We start from the raw sequence: 19,074 nt of genomic DNA, 5'->3' as shown, positions 1-19,074 counted from the left end.
TCATGGCAGAAACCCAAGCAAAGAAGCTCGAAGTTTCGGCGACGGATGTCGCGATCGAAATCACTGGCATGAACAAGTGGTACGGCGATTTTCACGTGCTGCGCGATATCAACCTCAAGGTCATGAAGGGCGAGCGCATCGTCATCGCCGGGCCATCAGGTTCCGGCAAATCGACGATGATTCGCTGTATCAACCGCCTGGAAGAGCACCAGTCGGGCAGCATCGTCGTCGATGGCATCGAACTGACCAACGACCTGAAGAAAATCGATGAAGTACGCCGTGAAGTCGGCATGGTGTTCCAGCACTTCAACCTCTTCCCGCATTTGACCATTCTGGAGAACTGCACGCTGGCACCGATCTGGGTTCGCAAGATGCCCAAGAAGGAGGCCGAAGAGATCGCGATGCATTATCTGAAGCGCGTCAAGATCCCTGAGCAGGCGCATAAATATCCCGGCCAGCTTTCCGGTGGCCAGCAGCAGCGTGTGGCGATTGCTCGCTCGCTGTGCATGAAGCCCAAAATCATGCTCTTCGACGAGCCGACATCGGCACTTGACCCAGAAATGGTCAAGGAAGTGCTCGACACCATGGTGAGCCTTGCAGAAGACGGCATGACGATGCTCTGCGTGACCCACGAAATGGGCTTTGCCCGCCAGGTGGCCAATCGCGTGATCTTCATGGACCAGGGCCAGATCGTCGAACAGAACGCCCCACAGGAGTTCTTCGACAATCCGCAGCATGAGCGCACCAAGCTCTTCCTGAGTCAGATCCTGCACTAGTCCCCTTGCGACTAAAGAAACAAAAAACCCGCCGGTCGCCCGGCGGGTTTCTTTTTGGAGGATGTTTCGCTTCAGCGGGACATCAAGGTCATCGCTGTCATCGAGTCGAGAAGCGTGCGGGTCACGCCGCCAAACAGCATTTCCCACCAGCGGGAATGACCATAGGCACCCATCACCAGCAGATCGATGCTGGTATCCGCCAGCCGGTTCTCGATTGCCGTATGGGGCGCGACACCTTGAATCTTTTCCTGCGAGGTCACAGTCACATTGATGCCATGGCGCGCAAGCGTTGCGGCGATCTCAGAACCCGCCAGGGCTGCGGTCTGCGAATCATTGTCTTCCATGTCGACGGAGAACACTTCGACGCTCTCTGCTGCCTTAAGGAAGGGCAGGGCGTCAAAGGTAGCGCGTGTTGCTTCCCGGGATCCATTCCACGCGATCAGCACCCGGCGGATCGGTTTCGGCTCGGTCAAAATGTTCGGGATGAGAAGGACAGGACGACCGCTCTCATAGAGAAAATTGTCGATATCGGCGCGGCTATCCGACAAGGCAAACGAAGCATGCTGTCGTGCGACGATCAGATCGGCGCAGCGCGCGCTTTGAAGCGAGGACTTGGCCGAGTAACCGACCGAAGAGGCGAAGCTGCGCCATTCGCTGGAAATACCGTTCGCTGTCATGCCTTCGGCAAAGACTCTTTGAGACTCTTCGGTTTCCTTATGGGCCACATCCTGTACCGCCTGCACGGTGGCGGGATCGGGAATTTCCATAGGCGCGACAAGCGGAACGGCCGCCAGCATTTCCATATGAAGCCCTATTACGTGTGAAGAGAATTGTTGCGCCAGCTGAGCCACGAACGCGTCCAGATGACGCGTGTTTTCAGCGGTGTCGACAACAGCGAGGATCGTTCTGTAGCCCATGGCCATTCTCCTTGTGACGCATCAATGACAGATCCAAGATGAACCTGTCATTCGCTCGTCGCCTTGATCCTTATCAAGACGAAACCTGCACAGATTAAACGTATTGCGCCCAAAGGAGTTCACGCAAACGTGGAGGACGCCTTCGCTTTCGCAATGTTTTCAATCATCGCCGCCACGTCTCTTGCTGCTGCCTCCAACAGGTGTGCATCGCGCGCGCGGACCACGATTTCGGTAGAGAAACGCTGCCCGTCATATTTTGGATAGGAACCGATGCTGGTCTGAGGGTGAGCCTTCTGGATTTCGCTCAGAGGCGTTCCGATGTCGCCTTCCCCAAATTGCGATGTCACCGACTGGGACATCATCTTCGCGCCCGTTTTGAGGGTCGGCACGACATTGTCGAGCATGGCTTGGAAAACCTGCGGCACGCCCGCCATGACGTAGACATTCTCGACGATGAAGCCTGGCGCGACCGAGACAGGATTGGCGATGTGCTGTGCGCCGCGCGGCATGCGTGCCATGCGTTTGCGCGCCTCGGTAAACTCCATCTCCCGGGCGCGATACATGTCTGCGAGAATCCGCAAGGCATCCGCATCATGCTCACAGGGCAGGGTGAATGCGACGGACACGGCATCGGCCGTAATGTCGTCATGCGTCGGGCCGATCCCGCCCGAGGTGAACACGTAATCGTAGCGAGCACGAAGTGCGTTTAAAGCTTCGACAATGGCTGGCTCATCATCGGCGACGATCCGCACTTCCTTCAGGTCGATGCCAGACATTGTGAGGACATCGGCAAGGTGCCCGATATTCTTGTCTTTGGTGCGACCCGACAAGAGCTCATCGCCGATGGCGAGCATGGCGGCCGTAACCGGGGAGGAGGGAGAGGCAGAAGACATGGAAGGATACTCACGCGAGACGATGTGCGCAGACGTTAAACCCGCCAGCGGCGAATGCAATATGCTAGGTCATAAAATAGGACTGTATACCGACGTACTGCCGTCGTTCGCAAATCGAGAACGGTGCGTCCTTTCCGCACCTCTCGCTCTCGCCCTATTCCTCTGTTAGCGTCTTGTTACATCAGCGGCGTAGAAATCGTCCGCGATCCTGATGCTGAACAACAAACAATGAGGAAAGACCAACGATGGCAAAAGTTCTGGTGCTCTATTACTCGTCCTACGGTCATGTGGAAACAATGGCTTACGCCGTTGCAGAAGGTGCAAAGTCTGCAGGCGCCGACGTCGTCGTGAAGCGCGTTCCCGAACTCGTTCCGGAAGACGTCGCGAAGTCCTCTCACTTCAAGCTGGATCAGCAGGCACCGATCGCGACCGTCGAAGAGCTTGCAGATTACGACGCGATCATCGTTGGCGCCGGCACACGCTTCGGCACCGTTGCCTCGCAGATGCGTAACTTCTGGGATCAGACGGGTAGCCTGTGGTTCAGCGGCAAGCTGGTAGGCAAGGTGGGCTCGGCCTTCACCTCCACGGCGACGCAGCACGGCGGCCAGGAATCCACCATCCTCGGCTTCATCCCGACTTTCCTGCACCACGGCATGGTCGTCGCAGGTCTGCCTTATGCCTTCCAGGGTCAAATGGGCGTGGACGAAGTCAAGGGCGGCTCGCCTTACGGCGCATCGACCATCACCGATGGTGACGGCTCGCGCCAGCCTTCGGCAGTCGAGCTGGAAGGCGCAAAGTTCCAGGGCGCGCATGTCGCCAAGCTCGCAGCCAAGCTGTCGGCCTAAGCCTCATAGACAAAACGAAAATGCGGCCCGTGAGGCCGCATTTTCATAACTGCCGTGAGGGGCAGCTGAGATATCGAACTGTTTACGAGCTTCAGACCAGCGGGTTGACCATGATCAGGCAGGTCACAACCACAAATCCCAGAAGCGATATTTCGAGCAAACTGTTTAGGCCGTCACGCATCTCATTACCCTCCAGATTTCCGTACCAGGAAAACGTGGAATACATAACGTAGTTCCGCAACAACGATGCGAATCTTAATGGACGGTAAAGAAAATCTCTTATCCCGTGTTTTGGTCAGCCGGTAATGACGAAGGCGATGATCAGATGGCCGACGATACCTACCACTAGGCAGGTCATCAAAAGCAGGAGCAGGGGCTTCTTCATCGTCTTTTGCACTTTCCAAGGCGTTTGATAATCCATCATATCGACTTCAAGTTCTCGTGCTGAAATACGTCGGCATCGCACATTCGATGCCTGGCACGACATGCTGTGGATGAACCGGTCGACATCTTCTACACACCAGAACAGCGCGCGATAACCCATATCTGCGCAATTGCGACATTATGCCTTGATGTCGACGCCCGCTTCGAGCGCGGCCGCGACAAAGGCGCGCCTGGCATCCTCTGGCTTCTTCTTACCAGCGCCGACAGCGGCGAAGACGAGCAGAGCGTGATCGAGCGCGTCACCCTCTTCCACAGGCCAGTCTTCGATCATCGCCCAGGACGCGGCCTGGGTCGTTTCAATGCTGGTGTAATTGCCCGGCTCTTCGAGCGCGACAAGAACCGGCTTGCTCCATTTCGTATTCATCTTCGCGTTCGCCGCCCCATTCGATCAAAAGATGCCTCTAACCCGAGAGCGTGCATCAATCAACGGTGTGGATCAGTCGTCGCGCCCAAACATCAGCCAGTCGCGAATGATGCGACGGTCTATGATCTTGATCGAGCGATCCGGCTGGATCTGATAGGTTTCGATCACACGATCGCCGTTCCAGCGCCTGAAATTGTGCGTGAAGGTGCTGCCAACAGGGGATTTGGTCAGCTTGGTGCGCGGCTGGCCATTATAGGTAATGCTGCCTGGAATTGGTTCGAGATTGGCATTCGAAATTCCCGTCGTACAGCCTGCAAGCGCCAGAGCCAGAACGGAAACTGCGATGAGGGACTTGGCTTTCATGATACATTCCTTTTGGATCAGATGCTATGTCGTCGCAGTGGGTGATCGGAATAAACATTGGGCCGGTGCACAGGTTCCACAACGCTGAGCAAGTGGAAACGTGAGCAGAATATCTTATCCGAGTTTTTGAAACTTACCTATTGCGCGGAAAATGGATTCGTTCTAAATCCCCGCCATCGCTCGACGTTACAGAGCGTGTGAGGCCTCGTGGCGGAGTGGTGACGCAGAGGACTGCAAATCCTTGTACCCCGGTTCAATTCCGGGCGAGGCCTCCATAAAATCCTCCACATATTAGATATCGAATCCCTGCAGCCAGAGCATGCGTTTTTGGCGCTTCTGCGTATGCTCGTTGGGCAGCTGATTTTCGCAAAAAAAGCCCCGCCGGACCGAATGATCTCAGCGGGGCTATGGTTTATTCGTTCAAATTCGTCCGAGTAGAACGAGGATCAGGACGATTACCAGCACTAGACCAAGGCCGCCCGAAGGGCCCCATCCGTAGTTGTGGTAGCCCCAATTTGGAAGTGCTCCGACGAGGAACAGAATCAAAAGGATGACGAGGATTGTGCCGAGCATGTTTGCCTCCAGCCGTTGATGATGCCTTAGTAACGCAATAATGATTAGGCGGATAAAAAAGTTCCCGAACGCGGTATCAGGGGATGTAGTTTTGGCGGCCGAATATGCCGAGGCGCGCGAGCGTTTCTTTTTAGTCCACTGATGCATGCTTGTGCTTGAAAGCACGGGCGGAGCCCATTAAGACGATTAGCAAAATGCGGACACAGCTGTGTCTGCTAGGCTTTTACTCGAGGCAAGCACGACATGATGGATTTTGAAACCGCACGCGCGAAAATGGTGGACGGCCAGGTGCGTACGACCGATGTAACGTCCCATTCGGTGCTCAAGGCGTTTCTTTCCGTACCGCGTGAGGCCTTCGTTCCAGACAACGTCAAGCAGGTCGCCTACATGGACGAAGATCTGCAGATCTGTCCTGCCAAAGATGGGCTTGCGGCGCGTTACCTGTTAAAGGCTTCGCCCATTGCCAAGATGCTGCAGCTCGTGGCCGTCACCAAAGATGATTTGGTGCTGGAAGTTGGTGGTGCTACGGGTTACGTCTCCGCAATCCTCTCGGAACTCGCAGGCTCCGTTGTTTCGCTGGAAAGCGATCCTGAACTGTCTGCGAAGGCGACCGAAACGCTTGCCGCACTTGGTTACGTCAATGTGGTCACGGTTGCTGGCCCGCTGGAGCAGGGACATGCCGCCCAGGCACCCTACGATGTGATCTTCATCAATGGCGCTGTTGAAGAGGTGCCGCAGGCGCTTCTCGACCAGCTCGCCGATGGTGGTCGTTTGATTGCCGTCGTGGGTTATGGCAATGCAGCCAAAGCCAGCGTTTATCGCCGGGATGGCAAGGGGGTGTCGGCGGCGACCTTCTTCAATGCATCGCTGAAGCCGCTCCCGGGCTTTGCCAAGGCTAAGGAATTTGTTTTCTAAATCGGTTGCAAAAGCAGATGGTTAACAGATGGCTCGGCGAATGCCGGGCCATTTTTGTTTGTAAATAAAGCTGTGTATCGCGCAATTCAGCCACCCGCATGGATTCTCTTCTGAGCGCTCGTGCCCTACACTCAAGATGATTCGGAGCATGCGTATTCTGCTCCGGCCCGTCTTGAATGTGAAAATCGGGGATAAAAATGGCTCAGCCGAGTGTAGCGCGTGAACCATCCATGGAAGAGATTCTGGCATCGATCCGCAGGATCATCGAAAGCAACGAACCTGCGCCGTCGAATGGATTTCCAGGTCAGCCGGCTACCGAGTTCGAGCTTGGAGAGGTGGAGCTGGATGGGGATTTTGCCGAGGATATCTCAGCAGAGATCCCGAGCCCGCCGGCCCATGTTCCTCCGGCTGCCAATCAGGGCTATGGCGCGCGCCAGTTCAACGATTTCGCGCCTGTCGTCGAAAGAGAAGAGCCTGTCGCCGAGAAGTCGATGTCGCTCGCCGATGTAGCAGCACGGGTTCGCGCAGCCGCAGATCGTAATGCAACGCTTGGGCCTCAGGGCAGCCCGGCTCATGGGCAGGGCGTGACGCCGGCGCCTACCGCTGCACCAGCGCCAACGCAATCCTCTCTGGAGGCTGAGCGCCCACAGGTAGCACAGCCTGCGCGCCCTACGGATGTGCGTCCGTTGTTGGCCGCCACAGCACCTCAGCCGCTCCGGGAAATGCCGACGTTCAATCCTCCGCCGCAAGCCGCGGCACCTGCGCCCGCACCACAGCCTTTCCCCGTTTGGGAAACGATGCAGTTGCGCGGCGCGGTGGAAGAAGAGAAGCCTGTATCTCGCGCTGTCGACGTTCGCCAGGAGCCTATAGCCGAACCTGTCGTTCAGAAGAGCGAGCCCAAGCTCGATCTACCAGTGAACCTTGTATCCGCCGAAGCCGGTGCCCAGATCGCCCGGTCCTTCGGCGCACTCGCTGAAGTATTTGACGGCGTGCGTAACCCGACCATCGAGACTGTCGCTCAGGACATGCTGCGTCCAATGCTGCAGGAATGGCTGGAAGACAACCTGCCGACGATCGTCGAGCGTATGGTTCGTGAAGAAATCGAGCGCGTTGCGCGTGGTCCTCGTCGTTGATGCACATTGGAGGAAGGCTGCACCTTTCTCCTGATCGTGCCGAGACGGGGTCACCTTGAGGTCATGATGACCTTTCGTTGATACAGAAAGCCGCTGTGGAGATAATCTCCTCAGCGGCTTTCGCTTTTACATGCTTCGTTTGCGCGGACGCTTAACGCCATCTGCCGCAGCGTCGTTTTTCAGGGCGCGTCATCACGGCTGTACAGCGAAGCTTATTCAACCGTGCCTCCTGCAAAGTTCCAGAGACTGTCTATTTCGGTTCCGACAATAAGTGATCTTTGTACTCGACTCCGCAGAAAGGCGAAGAGGAAAACCACGACGCGATATGGATCGACCTCAGAGTTGGGTCAAACTCCGAGTCGCAAGATGATGACGTGTTGACCACGGCATCGGCCTAAAAGTCGGACCCGATTTTCAGAAAGCACGATGCGTAGATCCAAAAGTAAAGCGCCGTGCGCCCAGTAGGACGCACATCGCTTCAGCCATTCATTCACTCTGCCTGAATTGTCGCGAACGCTTTGCTTGTGCGGCGTTCCGCTCAGCGTCGTGTGAAGACATGTCAGCCGAGATCCAAGGCGCGTCCATCAAACAAAAACGCCCCCGCGGTGGCGAGGGCGTTTTCCTAAAGCTTATCGAAGCACTTGCTTAGCTGAAGCGCCCGGCTGCGTGGGCCAGCATGGTGTAAACCTTGCCGGTATCGGACGTCAGGTAGGATTGTGTCACCGTGCGGTCGCGATCCGTGCGGGCAACATCCGCCAGAAGCTTTTCGAAATCGGAGATGTATCGATCGACCGCGGTACGGAACTCCGACTCACGCTCATATTTGCGCTTGATCTCGTCGAAGGTCTGCTGGCCCTTCAAAGTGTAGAGGCGACGCGTGAAGACGTCGCGCTCGCCGCGCTGATAGCGGCCCCACAACTCCACAGACGCATCGTGATCGATGGCCCGTGCGATATCCACGGAAAGCGAATTCAGTGACTCAACGACATGGCGCGGGTTGCGGCTGTCGGCGGCACGCGTCTGTTGTTCGGCTGCAGGCCGGGCTGCAGACGGGGCAGGTGCCATCGGTGCTGCGCCGTCCTGAGCGTCGCGAGAGGCGCCGCGCAACAGATCGCTAATCCACCCACCGCCTTCTTCACGGCGCTGAAGCGGTGCCGAAAGACCAGGCTGCGAAGGCGCTGGACGTTGCTCGACGGGAGCGACGTTGCGGATGACCGGTGCGGCTGGCTGCTGCTGCACGGGAGCTGCTGTTGCTGCCGGTGTAGGCAGCGGCTGCTGTTGCGGGCGTGGCTCTGCGCGCGCCTGTTGAGGCTGCGGGGCGGCGGGCTTGGTAGCCGCGATCGCCCGTGCTGCTGGCTCGGAGATTTCAAACTGCTGCGTGGATCGACCCACCAGCTGCGAAATATCCTGCAGTGCCTTTATCTGCTCGGAAACGGCGCGACGCATGGCGGCGGCACTTTCCTTGGCTTCTTCCGGCAGGTCGAATGCACCACGCTTCAATTCGGCGCGGGTGGCATCGAGCTCCTGGCGGATATCCTGGCTGGAGCGGCGGATCTCTTCCGTCGCGCCGGAGAAGCGATTGACCGCTTCCTGCACCGCTTCACGCAATGTTTCGCGCATGACCGTGGCCGCCGCATTCGACTTGTCGGTGGCGGTATTGATCAGCTTGTCGACGTCGGACAGCGACGAGGCGACACCGTTGCGCAGACGACCTGCAAGCTCGTCCGAATACTTCTGTGTCTCGGACATGGTGCCTTCGATCGCACGTGCCGCTTCCTGGCTGGCTGCCAGAAGCGCGCCACGCATGTTCTGCGCCGCACTGCGCGCCCGCTGTTCGGTCTCGTCCAGCGAGCGACCAATATCGTCGAAGGAGGAGTTGAGGTTTTCGCGCAGGTTGCCCGCCACTTTGGTGGAGCGCTGCTCGGCCTCGCCCAAGGTCTGCTCCACGACCGACATGACGCCGCGCATGGAGTTTTCGATTTCCTCGGAGCGCTGCAACAGCCCGACGGAGAGCGAACGAAGCGCTTCCTGACGTTCTTCCAGCGTGCCCACGAGGTTGGCCTGCGCGGAGGTCAGAAGCTCGCCTGCCTGCGACAGAACCGAAGTGTGCTCGTCGAAGCGTGCCACGATGCCGGCGACCTGAGACAGCGTGGTGCCGGACACGTTGGCCAGACGATCGACCTTGCTCTCCAGCAGGCGGCTGGAGGTGGTGATCAGGTCGGATGCGCGTGATGCGGATTCCGAGAAGCTTGTGGTGGCGCTGTTGAGAGCCACGTCGGCTTGCTTGAATTCCTGCGTCGCACGTGCCACGGCCACATTCAGGCTGTCGGTAGCGCCATTGACCACGTCCGTCATGCTCGAATGGCTGTGTGACAGCATGTCGGTGCTCTGACGCGTCGCCGAAACCAGCTTGTTGGCAGCATCGCTGCTGGCGCGAGCGTAATCGTCGATGGCCTGCTCGACCATGCCGACCATGCCGCTATTGGTTTCCGACAGAAGGTTTGCGCTCTGCTGAGCAGCAGTAACGATCTTCTCAGCCGCATCCTGGCCGACGACAGCATATTCGTTGACGATCGGCTTTGCCTTCTCCTCGATGAGGCGAGACAATTCGGCAGAACGGCTTGCCAGCATGGAGTTGAGTTCGCGGGTGCGGCTGTCGAGCGTATGGCGGATAGACTCACCACGGGCATCGAGCGCGCTTTCGACATTGGTCAACGTCTCGGAGATGGCGCCGACCTGGGTGCGGACGACAGCTTCTGCTTCGGCAACCTTGTTGACGATGGCGTTGCCAGCATCGGAGAAGGTCTGTGCAACCGCAGCGGCTTGGCCCGAAAGCCTGCTCTGCGCATCGGAAATCCGGCCAACGATCTCATCTGAGCGCTGTTCGATGGTGCGGGTGAACTCGTCGTTGCGGGACTTGATCTGGTCTGCAAACTCAAGGCCGGTCTTGCTGATGAACTCGGTCGAGCGCACCGCCTCGTGATCGATGGTCTGGGCGGCGTCAGCCACGGCATCGCGAAGCGTGCGAGCAAGGCCGGAAGCCTTGCCTTCGATCGTGCGGTTGACGTTTTCAAGCCCGACATTAAGCGCGCGATCCATCGTGCCGAGACGCTCGTCGATCCGAGCCGTACCGGTCACGAACACGCCCTCGAGCTTCTGCGTGGCGTCGTCAAGCGTTGCATTGACGTTTGTCAGATCGGACTGGAGCTTGCCATGCAGAGCTCCGATATTGTTTTCCAGTCGCGTGCCGGTTTCACCGAGACGGTTGGAGACCGTGTTGACGGAGTTTTCGATACGCGAGGTCAGCGATTCCGACGCCGTGTCGATCGTCCGCTGTAGAACTTCCTGCTGCGTTTCGAAAGACATCTCCAGCATGCTGGTGCTGGAGGCAACGGTGGTTGCAAGCGACATGGTCTGGTCAGACAGAAGATCGCCGAGCTGCTCCCTGGCAGAGCCAAGTGTCTCTGAAAGAGCGGAATGATGCTGATCCAAAGTGGTGCGGATGGCGTCGTGCGATGTCTGAAGATTGTCTTCCAGGCGCTGTACGCCGGTTTCCATCGTGTTGGCGAAGTTGCCAGCACCGGATTCGACTGCGGTTTCGATGCGCGTCGCTGCGGAAGCAACCGTCTGCTCGATCAACTCGCTGTTGCGCTCGACGGTCCGGCTGATGGTGTAGGCCTGCGTGCCAAGCATCGTGTCGAGACGCAGATGGCCGACCGATAGTGCTTCTTCCATGGCGGATGTCGTCGATGTCAGTCGTTCTTCGGCATCCGAGACCGTACGGGCTAGGCTCGCAGCGCGGCCATCGAGAGCAGAAGCAAGGCGCTCTTCGGCCGAAGAGATCGCCATGTCGATGGCGATGGTGCGGCTGTCGAGTGTATCGGCAAGACGTTCTTCCACGCCGGACACCACCGAGGTCAGGGCACCCGTCCGGCCATCCAAAGTTCCGGCCAGACGTTCTTCGGCCGACGAGAACGCCATGTCGATAGCCATGGTGCGGCTGTCGAGCGTATCGGCCAAACGTTCTTCGACGCCGGACACGATCGAGGTAAGGGCGCTGGTGCGGCCATCCAAAGTTTCGGCAAGACGCTCTTCAGCAGAAGAGAAGGCCATGTCGATGGCCATGGTGCGGCTGTCGAGCGTATCTGTGAGACGTTCTTCGACGCCGGACACGACGGAAGTCAGGGCGCTGGTGCGGCCATCCAGGGTCTCGGCAAGACGCTCTTCGGCAGAGGAGAAGGCCATGTCGATGGCCATGGTGCGGCTATCAAGCGTATCGGTAAGACGCTCTTCCACGCCGGACACCACGGAGGTGAGGGCGCTGGTGCGGCCATCCAGGGTTTCAGCAAGACGCTCTTCGGCAGAGGAGAATGCCATGTCGATGGCCATGGTGCGGCTATCAAGCGTATCGGTGAGACGTTCCTCCACGCCGGACACAACCGAGGTGAGGGCGTTGGTGCGGCCATCCAGAGTTTCGGCCAGACGCTCTTCAGCACTGGAGAAGGCGATGTTGATCGCCATCGTCCGGCTATCCAACGTGTCGGCGATGCGGCCTTCGACGCCATTGACGGCATCGTTCAGTGCTTGAGTGCGGCTCTCCAACGTATCGGCAATACGGGTCTCGATACCTGAAACGGCCGACGTCAACGAGGCTGCGCGGCTGTCGAGCGTTTCTGCAATCCGCTCTTCAGCGGACGAGAATGCCATGTCGATGGCCATAGTGCGGCTGTCGAGTGTATCGGCGATGCGCTCTTCCACACCTGCAACGACGCTGTTGAGCGCCAAGGTGCGGCTGTCCAGCGTATCGGCCAAACGGCCTTCGACATCGCTGACGATGTTGGTGAGGTTCGACGCGCGGGTATCCAGCGTTTCCGCAATCCGCTCTTCGGCTGTAGAGAATGCCATGTCGAGCGCCATGGTGCGGCTGTCGAGGGCATCGGCGATACGGTCTTCAACGCCCGCAACGACATTGCCCAAAGCTGATGTACGGCTGTCCAGCGTATCGGCCAAACGGCCTTCGGCACCACTGACGAGGTTGGTCAGGTTGGACGTGCGGGTATCCAGCGTTTCGGCAATCCGCTCTTCAGCACTGGAGAATGCCATGTCGAGCGCCATAGTGCGGCTGTCGAGGGCATCGGCAATGCGTTCTTCAACGCCCGCAACGACATTGCCCAAGGCAGACGTGCGGCTGTCCAGCGTATCGGCCAAACGGCCTTCGACACCGCTGACGAGGTTGGTCAAGTTGGACGTGCGGGTATCCAGCGTTTCAGCAATCCGCTCTTCAGCGGTGGAGAATGCCATGTCGAGCGCCATGGTGCGGCTATCGAGTGCATCGGTGATGCGCTCTTCCACACCGGCAACGACAGTGCCAAGTGCAGACGTGCGGCTGTCCAGTGTCTCCGCCAGACGGCTGTCGACATCGTTCACCATGGTCGTCAGAGCAGAGGTCCGCGTATCGAGTGTCTCGGCAATGCGCTCTTCAGCGGTTGAGAACGCCATGTCGAGGGCCATGGTGCGGCTATCGAGCGTATCGGCGATACGTTCTTCAACGCCGGCAACGACGTGGCTGAGCGCTGCGGTGCGGCTGTCCAACGTGTCGGCGATGCGGTCTTCAACGCCGGAGACGGCACCCGTAATGGCAGCAGCGCGGCTATCCAGCGTTTCGGCCAGGCGACGCTCGACATCGGCGACGACGTTGTTGATGGCGGCGGCTCGCTCATCCAGCAGTGCGGCAAGGTGTTCGGCGGTACCGGCAACCGATCCGGTGATGGCTTCCGAGCGGCTTGCAAGCGCGCTGTCGAAACGGTTCTGGCTTTCGGTCAGCGCGCCGAAAAGCTGGGCGCTACGCTCGGCAAGAACCGCATCGATCTTCTCATGTGTACCGACGATCGCGCTGGAAATCTCGTTGGTGCGGGCGCTCAAGGCGTCCGTCAGTTCGCGGGTGCGCGTTTCGAGCGAGCTCTCCAGCATTTCCTGGCCAGCGCCGAGCGAGGTCGCGAGAGCCAGGGACTGGTCGGTGAGGGTGCTATTCAGGCGATCGATATTGGAACTGAGAATGCCACTGAGCGAATCCGTGCCGCCTGCAACCGTCTCGTTGATACGGGCGAGGCTCTCCATCAGCTTGCTGTCGAGCGTACCGGCGCGCTTATCGAAGGCGCTGGCAAACTCTGCAACATGGGCGTCGAACGCCGTGTTCACGAGACCGACGGTCGTCTGAAGCTTCTCTTCGAAGAGGCCCGAACGCAGATCGAGATCCATGATCGCATCGTCTGCCGTGCTCTGCAGGCTCTGGCGGAAGGACATGCCCTTCTCTTCCAACGTCGCGGAGAGCTTGCCGAGCACCGTGTCGAGAGACCCGTCGATGACCTGTTGGCCGCGGCTGATATTCTGCGACAGTTCCTGCGTGCGCTTGGTCAGTGTGTCGTTGAGCAGGCGGGTATGCTCGTCCATGGACTGGTTGAGCGTTTCCGTGCCGCTCGAAAGAGCGGTGGCATGCGTTGCGAATTTCTCGATCAGAGCATTTCCACGCTCGTCGAACGTATTGGAGAGATCGTGGAGGCGCAGATCGAATTCGTTGTTGAGCGCCGCTCCAGAGCTGTTCAGAGCATTCAGCAGATTCTCGGTCTTCGCTGCAATCAGCGTACCCATCGCTTCCGTCGAAACGCGGGATTTCTCAAGAAGCGCTGCGGAGCGTGTGTCGATCATCGACGCGAACGCCTCGCCACTTGTGGCAAGACGCATGGAAAGCTCTTCACCAACCAGTGACAGTTCTTCCTTGAGCTGCTCCTGGGCGCCGAAGATGGAGGAGCGGATACGTTCCGCATGGCTGATAATGGCGTCACGTTCTGCGGTCAGTTCGTGAACGAGACCGCGCACGCGCAGTTCGTTGTCGGCATAGCTGCGCTCGAGCGCATTGACCTCCGAATGAACCAGCGTCTCAAGCTCGGTCGCGCGGGCAATGGTGCGCTCGATGCCGTCATTCATGGCGGACACTTCGCGGCGAACCGCCTGGCCAACCGACATGATCCGCTCGGACGCGATCGTTTCCGGCTCTGCGAGACGCAGCGCGACTTCTGCCATGGAGCGTGCGGCATTGCGCAGATCCTTGGCACGCGCCATCATGATGGCGAAGGCGAAGAAGAGCATGATCGGAACGACAATGCCGACCATGATCGCCATCAGGCCGGGAATCGCGAAAAGCTGTGCAACCGAGCCTACATTCCAGATCTGGCCGCCATAGATGGCATGTGCAAGACCGACGCCGGCAATCGCCCAGAAGACCGATACGATCGATGCATTGCGGATGGCGCCCGTCATGGAGCCGGCCTCCAGCGATCGCAGGATCATGGCCGGGCTACGCTTGGTGCCGTCATTGGCAGCCTCAAGCCCTCCGGCTCGCGACTGCTGCTCGCTCGCCGCACGCGCTGCCGCTGCTTGAGCCGAAGACTGTGCCTGCTGGTCGTTCTTACGCGGTCTATTCTGTTCTGGCACTCTTGCCTCCGCGGGCTTAGGAGTGGACCTTCTACGAGGCTCCGGCTGGTTTTCGTATGCGCCGAGCTGCAAAGCATCTTCAAGTGCCTGATACGCAGTCTCGTCGATCGAGTCGCTAAACTTGTTGTTCGCCATGCGGTTACGCCTCGTTACATATACGCCCGGCTCATGCCGTTCATTCGCCCGCCGCCTGCAAACGAATATCCGCCATCATGCCTGCAAGACACCTTGAACCATCATGGTTGCCCGGTGGCCTGTTCCTTACTAACACCTGAAAGTGGTCACCCAGCTTTAAGGCAAAAAATACATCAGCTTGCCGAATCCGCAAAACCGGGAAAGAGGTGATGCGGCACCGAATAACGGTAGTGACACATTTGCAGCTTTTAAACAATTAACACGGGCGGGGAAGGCAGTCCAAGTGCCTGCTTGTTAACAGTTTTTAAACCCGTAAAAGGCCTGGAAACCCTGAATTATGAGAAGTTTAACATAAATTAACCATAGCGAAAGATTTTCCCGTTATAGGCGCCGCATTTTTAGCGGAAAGCGACAATAGCCTGCTTTGATGTGAAACACATTCAAGCAACGTCTACCCATAGATAATGAAGGATAACGGAAATGGCTGCGCTGAGTATCGCGTTCGAAGCGCCGGACAATCATGGCGGCAACACCGCTACTGGAAAGAAACCGATCGATTTCGCTCTCCTTGCCGCTCAGACGAAGGGTGACAAGGACCTTGAAATCGCTGTTCTTCAGCTCTTCTCGCGGCATGCGCGGTCCATTCTGCAGGAGCTTGCCTTTGCCGATAAGCCCTCGGCGCGCACCATTGCGGTTCGCCTTAAGGGCTCTGCCGATGCAGTTGGCGCCTTTAACGTCTCCGCTGCCGCCGAAGCCCTCGAAAACGGCCAGCATGACGGTGCGTCGCTTGCAAAGCTGGCAGCCTCCGTTCTGGAAGCCGAAAACTTCATTCTGAAGCTCTGCCGATAATCTTCAGCGAAACGGATGGCATCCGGGCAAATTTGCGCCCGGAACACAACAGCTGACGAGGGCCGGTTCGGTTCGCAACCACATTGACGGGTTGCCAATCGCAGCCGGCCTTTCTATGTGTTTAGAAGAATTCTCAAACACTCTGCCTGGATCTTTTGAAATGACCAAACTGACTATCGTTGCTTTCGACGGCACGTCCCATGAACTTGACGTCAGCAACGGCTCCACCGTGATGGAGAACGCTGTTCGCAATTCCGTTCCCGGCATTGATGCTGAATGCGGTGGTGCCTGTGCCTGTGCCACCTGTCATGTCTATGTGGATGATCAATGGACGGAGCGGGTAGGGCCGCCCGAGCCGATGGAGGAGGACATGCTCGATTTCGCTTTCGACGTCCGTCCGACCTCGCGTCTTTCCTGTCAGATCAAGATGACCGACGACCTCAACGGTTTGGTCGTTCACGTGCCTGAGCGCCAGGGCTGATCAAAATTACCGGAAGTCTTTGAAAAGATTGAGCGGCGGTGGCCATAGTCACTCCACCTGCCGCTCCAGTTGGGCGCGTTACCTGCAGGCGGAGAGGAAGACACCTGCGGCTTCATACGCACCGGGAGAGCCCGTGCGATCGTGAATTTCAAGTCTTCGAATATGTCTGTTATCTAGTGCTTTCACCAATACGTGAGTCTGCCTCAGGCGGCCATGGCAAGAAATCAACGGTGATTATCCGGCAAAACCTTTTGGTTGATGACATGGTTGACGCAAGCGCCATGTGATTCATGCCGTCGTCAACGTGAGCCTGCACGTTGTTGAATGCGGTTCTTGAGAAGCCGCGTCATTCTGGCGTCGAAGTTCTTGGACTCGATCTTGTCGAACCGCACCTGATCCTTGTCATGCGCATCCATGACCTCCTGGCTGACTTCCGCGACCATCTTCTGAATGGTCTCGCAATCGGCTTGCGGACGAAGCGCGCGCAGCTTCTGATCGAGATCGCGCGCGTAGCCGCGGGCAATCTCGGCATGCCGTTCCTCATGGCGCTTTATGTCGGCGGCAAGCGTATCCCAGATCAGTGCCAGATCCGCATTGGTGCGACGCCGGTTCGACCAGCGCGGCAGAAGTATCTTCGTGTGCAGCGTGACCTTCACTGTGCCCACGCCGCACTGTCCATTCTTCTCCACGTAGGTGAGTTCACCACCGAACTTGATTTCTGTCGCACCCGGATGACGGAAGCCCGTAGACATGGTGACCGGGCCGCGCTGCGAAAGCTCGCGATCCAGATCTTCAGCCGTCTTCCCGCCAATGGTGAAATAGGAATAGGTCTTGGTGCTGATGGCCTCGGCGAGAGCCGGACGGTCCAGACATGAGAGCAACAGGGCGCCCGCGAGGAGCGCGCGGCAGACGGGTGAAAGCTGCTTCATTTTCCGGCCTTCATGTTGAACTTGCCGGAGGATTGCGGCATAGAGCCCAAGGTGGCCGAAGAAGTGTTAACACGACCCTTCAATCCTTCGCAAAACGTACCGCGCCTGGAGAAAGTCGATACCGGTCTGACAACGACCGATGCGGAAAACGGAGCGGGATCGGTATAGATGGCAAGGCACTCCACGAATTCGGAAAGGCGTATGTTACTTGATAACAGCCAGCAGTAATCTGTGGCAAGCGGCCCATGGCCGCTTCCTGAAACTTGATGGACATGGCCTTATCATGGCGATCGTCAACGCCACGCCGGATTCTTTCTCCGATGGGGGACGCTTTGCGAACGTGGACCAGGCCGTCCAGCACGCCTTGGCCTGCGTCAAAGACGGCGCGCACATCGTTGATATCGGCGGTGAATCGACCCGTCCAGGGGCTGCAAGTGTCACGGATGCGGAGGAACAGGATCGCGTTCTTCCGGTGATCGAACGGCTGTCGCGGGAAACGGATGCGCTGATCTCCGTCGATACCTACCGTGCATCGACGGCGCGCCTGGCGATCGAGGCGGGGGCTCACATCGTCAACGACGTCTTCGGCCTGCAGAAAGATCCTGATATGGCCAATGTCGTAGCGGGCTCCGGGGCAGGCGTCTGCATCATGCACACCGGCCGAGAGCGTCAGAAGCTGGACGACGTCGTCGCCGACCAAATCGTTTTTTTGAACCACTCTCTTGCGATCGCCGATGCTGCCGGCATTGCGCGCGATCGTATCGTGCTTGATCCCGGCTTCGGCTTTGCCAAGGATGTGGACGAAAATGTCGCACTAATGTCGCGTTTCGATGAGCTTGCAGCGTTCCGCCTGCCTATGCTGGCTGGGACGTCCCGCAAGCGCTTCATCGGCGCGCTGACCGGGCGGGAAGCAGCGGATGAGCGCGATGTGGGAACGGCGGCAACAACCACGATCTTACGTCTTGCAGGCGCGGTCATTTTCCGCGTTCATAACGTGTCCATGACAAGGGATGCCTTGGCTGTCGCCGATGCTGTCCTCGACCAGAAGAAGCGACAGGAGACACGCGCTTGAGCCGTTACACGATCCTATTGAAAAACTGTTCGTTCTTTGCTCGTCATGGCCTGTTGGAGCAGGAAGAGGTTCTGGGCCAGCGCTTCTTCGTCGACGCCGAAATGGATGTCGAGGCCGGAGGTGCACTCGAGACGGACGAGATCGGCAACACCGTGGATTACGGTGTGGCCTTCGCCGTCATCGAAAAGATCGTCGTCGGCCAACGGCGCTATCTGATCGAAGCTTTGGCCAACGATATCGCCACGGCGCTTCGGCAGCGTTACCCGCAAATCGTGCGGGTCAAGATCACCGTGCGTAAACCCTCGGCGCCTGTTCCAGGCATTCTCGATTACGCTCAGGTCTGCGTCGAGCAGCATGCCTGAGATGTGGACCTCCGCAACACTCGGTCTCGGCGGCAATATCGGTGATCCGAGGGCAGCCATGGCAAAAGCGCTCGCTGCTTTGAGCGACCGTAGCGATTGCCGCCTTGTGTCCGTGTCCGAGCTTTACCGCACACCACCCTGGGGCAGGACCGATCAGGCCGATTTCTTCAACTGCTGCGCTTTGATCGAAACGGTGCTGCCTGCAGAGGCCTTGCTCGATCTCTGCCTTGATATTGAACGCGGGATGAAACGCGTTCGCCTTGAGCGCTGGGGACCGCGCACCATCGATATCGATGTGCTGACCTATGGCGACGCTGAGATCCTGACGGAGCGTGTCGAAATTCCCCATCCCAGAATGACGGAGCGAGCCTTCGTCTTGATGCCGCTTGCCGATATCGCGCCGGATCTGGTGGTGAAGGGCAGGCGGGTGATCGAGTGGCTGGCAGACGCGGATAAGACCGGCATCGTGCGCGCAAACGAAAAGCGGGAATGGTGGGCCACTCCCGCTTCACGATCAGAATTGGATTGAGGC

General features: G+C 58.3%; 17 protein-coding genes and 1 tRNA gene. 10 read left to right on the top strand and 8 right to left on the bottom strand.

Annotation, left to right across the window (positions count from 1 at the left end; all coding sequences use genetic code 11):
- The first annotated feature begins 2 nt into the window (after nucleotides 1-2).
- Complete coding sequence (locus tag ACTJK5_RS06190; RefSeq protein WP_062425471.1) at nucleotides 3-776, top strand: amino acid ABC transporter ATP-binding protein; 774 nt, start codon at nucleotides 3-5, stop codon at nucleotides 774-776.
- Between the two features lie 71 nt (nucleotides 777-847).
- Here ACTJK5_RS06190 and ACTJK5_RS06185 read toward each other — a convergent pair whose 3' ends face one another.
- Both ACTJK5_RS06185 and ACTJK5_RS06180 read right to left on the bottom strand, forming a co-directional pair.
- Complete coding sequence (locus ACTJK5_RS06185) at nucleotides 848-1,693, bottom strand: universal stress protein (protein ID WP_062425470.1); 846 nt, start codon at nucleotides 1,691-1,693, stop codon at nucleotides 848-850.
- Between the two features lie 119 nt (nucleotides 1,694-1,812).
- Entirely contained in the window at nucleotides 1,813-2,586 is a 774-nt protein-coding gene (locus tag ACTJK5_RS06180; protein ID WP_113260699.1) for a competence/damage-inducible protein A, read from the bottom strand.
- Nucleotides 2,587-2,831: 245 nt separating this feature from the next.
- Between ACTJK5_RS06180 and wrbA the strand changes: the two genes are divergently transcribed.
- A complete protein-coding gene (wrbA, locus tag ACTJK5_RS06175; RefSeq protein WP_113260698.1) occupies nucleotides 2,832-3,431 on the top strand; it encodes an NAD(P)H:quinone oxidoreductase type IV in 600 nt (199 codons plus the stop codon).
- A gap of 295 nt (nucleotides 3,432-3,726) precedes the next feature.
- Here the strand turns inward: wrbA and ACTJK5_RS06170 are convergent, their stop codons facing one another.
- The 3 genes from ACTJK5_RS06170 to ACTJK5_RS06160 form a co-directional block, all read right to left on the bottom strand.
- A complete protein-coding gene (locus ACTJK5_RS06170; RefSeq protein WP_274103640.1) occupies nucleotides 3,727-3,855 on the bottom strand; it encodes a hypothetical protein in 129 nt (42 codons plus the stop codon).
- A gap of 138 nt (nucleotides 3,856-3,993) precedes the next feature.
- Entirely contained in the window at nucleotides 3,994-4,239 is a 246-nt protein-coding gene (locus ACTJK5_RS06165; protein WP_113227592.1) for a DUF982 domain-containing protein, read from the bottom strand.
- 72 nt (nucleotides 4,240-4,311) lie between these two features.
- Complete coding sequence (locus ACTJK5_RS06160; protein ID WP_062437692.1) at nucleotides 4,312-4,602, bottom strand: hypothetical protein; 291 nt, start codon at nucleotides 4,600-4,602, stop codon at nucleotides 4,312-4,314.
- Between the two features lie 201 nt (nucleotides 4,603-4,803).
- Between ACTJK5_RS06160 and ACTJK5_RS06155 the strand changes: the two genes are divergently transcribed.
- Nucleotides 4,804-4,877 (top strand) — tRNA-Cys (locus ACTJK5_RS06155).
- A gap of 145 nt (nucleotides 4,878-5,022) precedes the next feature.
- On the opposite strand, the gene ACTJK5_RS06150 is transcribed toward ACTJK5_RS06155, so the two are convergent.
- Nucleotides 5,023-5,175 carry a DUF3309 family protein gene (locus tag ACTJK5_RS06150; protein WP_082447214.1) on the bottom strand — a complete coding sequence of 51 codons (153 nt, stop codon included), beginning with the start codon at nucleotides 5,173-5,175 and terminating at the stop codon, nucleotides 5,023-5,025.
- 243 nt (nucleotides 5,176-5,418) lie between these two features.
- Here ACTJK5_RS06150 and ACTJK5_RS06145 point away from each other — a divergent pair, with 243 nt between their 5' ends.
- Together ACTJK5_RS06145 and ACTJK5_RS06140 are read left to right on the top strand one after the other, a co-directional pair.
- The gene (locus tag ACTJK5_RS06145; protein WP_082447213.1) at nucleotides 5,419-6,090 is read left to right on the top strand and encodes a protein-L-isoaspartate O-methyltransferase family protein; all 672 of its coding nucleotides are present in this window, start codon (nucleotides 5,419-5,421) and stop codon (nucleotides 6,088-6,090) included.
- 197 nt (nucleotides 6,091-6,287) lie between these two features.
- Nucleotides 6,288-7,223: a PopZ family protein gene (locus ACTJK5_RS06140; protein WP_440612016.1), complete on the top strand. Its 936-nt coding sequence runs from the start codon at nucleotides 6,288-6,290 to the stop codon at nucleotides 7,221-7,223.
- 645 nt (nucleotides 7,224-7,868) lie between these two features.
- Here the strand turns inward: ACTJK5_RS06140 and ACTJK5_RS06135 are convergent.
- Nucleotides 7,869-14,849 (bottom strand): hypothetical protein, encoded by a 6,981-nt coding sequence (locus ACTJK5_RS06135; protein ID WP_440612015.1) that lies wholly within the window; start codon nucleotides 14,847-14,849, stop codon nucleotides 7,869-7,871.
- 480 nt (nucleotides 14,850-15,329) lie between these two features.
- Here ACTJK5_RS06135 and ACTJK5_RS06130 point away from each other — a divergent pair, with 480 nt between their 5' ends.
- On the top strand, nucleotides 15,330-15,698 hold the full coding sequence (locus ACTJK5_RS06130; protein ID WP_113260695.1) for an Hpt domain-containing protein: 369 nt from the start codon (nucleotides 15,330-15,332) through the stop codon (nucleotides 15,696-15,698).
- 160 nt (nucleotides 15,699-15,858) lie between these two features.
- Complete coding sequence (locus ACTJK5_RS06125; RefSeq protein ID WP_113260694.1) at nucleotides 15,859-16,179, top strand: 2Fe-2S iron-sulfur cluster-binding protein; 321 nt, start codon at nucleotides 15,859-15,861, stop codon at nucleotides 16,177-16,179.
- A 299-nt stretch (nucleotides 16,180-16,478) separates the two neighbouring features.
- Here ACTJK5_RS06125 and ACTJK5_RS06120 read toward each other — a convergent pair whose 3' ends face one another.
- The gene (locus tag ACTJK5_RS06120) at nucleotides 16,479-17,108 is read right to left on the bottom strand and encodes a DUF922 domain-containing Zn-dependent protease (protein WP_113260693.1); all 630 of its coding nucleotides are present in this window, start codon (nucleotides 17,106-17,108) and stop codon (nucleotides 16,479-16,481) included.
- Nucleotides 17,109-17,316: 208 nt separating this feature from the next.
- Here ACTJK5_RS06120 and folP point away from each other — a divergent pair, with 208 nt between their 5' ends.
- The 3 genes from folP to folK are packed head-to-tail and all read left to right on the top strand — an operon-like array spanning nucleotide 17,317 to nucleotide 19,071.
- Nucleotides 17,317-18,180: a dihydropteroate synthase gene (gene folP, locus ACTJK5_RS06115; RefSeq protein WP_440612014.1), complete on the top strand. Its 864-nt coding sequence runs from the start codon at nucleotides 17,317-17,319 to the stop codon at nucleotides 18,178-18,180.
- Nucleotides 18,177-18,542, top strand: a complete 366-nt coding sequence (gene folB / locus ACTJK5_RS06110) for a dihydroneopterin aldolase (protein WP_113179525.1) — start codon at nucleotides 18,177-18,179, stop codon at nucleotides 18,540-18,542. The genes folP and folB overlap by 4 nt, the downstream gene beginning before the upstream one ends.
- Complete coding sequence (gene folK / locus ACTJK5_RS06105; RefSeq protein ID WP_440612013.1) at nucleotides 18,535-19,071, top strand: 2-amino-4-hydroxy-6-hydroxymethyldihydropteridine diphosphokinase; 537 nt, start codon at nucleotides 18,535-18,537, stop codon at nucleotides 19,069-19,071. Before folB ends, folK begins: the two co-directional genes overlap by 8 nt.
- Nucleotides 19,072-19,074: the final 3 nt, after the last annotated feature.

The sequence above is a fragment of the Agrobacterium sp. 22094 genome (assembly GCF_052046015.1).
Taxonomy (GTDB): Bacteria; Pseudomonadota; Alphaproteobacteria; order Rhizobiales; family Rhizobiaceae; genus Agrobacterium; species Agrobacterium cavarae.
Note: the sequence above shows the minus strand (reverse complement) of the source record. Positions and strands in the feature narration are given on the sequence as shown.

Excerpts from the sequence above, each read along its gene's own strand:
- ACTJK5_RS06190 (WP_062425471.1), top strand. The coding sequence starts at position 3 with ATGGCAGAAACCCAAGCAAAGAAGCTCGAAGTTTCGGCGACGGATGTC.
- ACTJK5_RS06185 (WP_062425470.1), bottom strand. The coding sequence starts at position 1,693 with ATGGGCTACAGAACGATCCTCGCTGTTGTCGACACCGCTGAAAACACG.
- ACTJK5_RS06180 (WP_113260699.1), bottom strand. The coding sequence starts at position 2,586 with ATGTCTTCTGCCTCTCCCTCCTCCCCGGTTACGGCCGCCATGCTCGCC.
- wrbA (WP_113260698.1), top strand. The coding sequence starts at position 2,832 with ATGGCAAAAGTTCTGGTGCTCTATTACTCGTCCTACGGTCATGTGGAA.
- ACTJK5_RS06170 (WP_274103640.1), bottom strand. The coding sequence starts at position 3,855 with ATGATGGATTATCAAACGCCTTGGAAAGTGCAAAAGACGATGAAGAAG.
- ACTJK5_RS06165 (WP_113227592.1), bottom strand. The coding sequence starts at position 4,239 with ATGAATACGAAATGGAGCAAGCCGGTTCTTGTCGCGCTCGAAGAGCCG.
- ACTJK5_RS06160 (WP_062437692.1), bottom strand. The coding sequence starts at position 4,602 with ATGAAAGCCAAGTCCCTCATCGCAGTTTCCGTTCTGGCTCTGGCGCTT.
- ACTJK5_RS06150 (WP_082447214.1), bottom strand. The coding sequence starts at position 5,175 with ATGCTCGGCACAATCCTCGTCATCCTTTTGATTCTGTTCCTCGTCGGA.
- ACTJK5_RS06145 (WP_082447213.1), top strand. The coding sequence starts at position 5,419 with ATGATGGATTTTGAAACCGCACGCGCGAAAATGGTGGACGGCCAGGTG.
- ACTJK5_RS06140 (WP_440612016.1), top strand. The coding sequence starts at position 6,288 with ATGGCTCAGCCGAGTGTAGCGCGTGAACCATCCATGGAAGAGATTCTG.
- ACTJK5_RS06135 (WP_440612015.1), bottom strand. The coding sequence starts at position 14,849 with ATGGCGAACAACAAGTTTAGCGACTCGATCGACGAGACTGCGTATCAG.
- ACTJK5_RS06130 (WP_113260695.1), top strand. The coding sequence starts at position 15,330 with ATGGCTGCGCTGAGTATCGCGTTCGAAGCGCCGGACAATCATGGCGGC.
- ACTJK5_RS06125 (WP_113260694.1), top strand. The coding sequence starts at position 15,859 with ATGACCAAACTGACTATCGTTGCTTTCGACGGCACGTCCCATGAACTT.
- ACTJK5_RS06120 (WP_113260693.1), bottom strand. The coding sequence starts at position 17,108 with ATGAAGCAGCTTTCACCCGTCTGCCGCGCGCTCCTCGCGGGCGCCCTG.
- folK (WP_440612013.1), top strand. The coding sequence starts at position 18,535 with ATGCCTGAGATGTGGACCTCCGCAACACTCGGTCTCGGCGGCAATATC.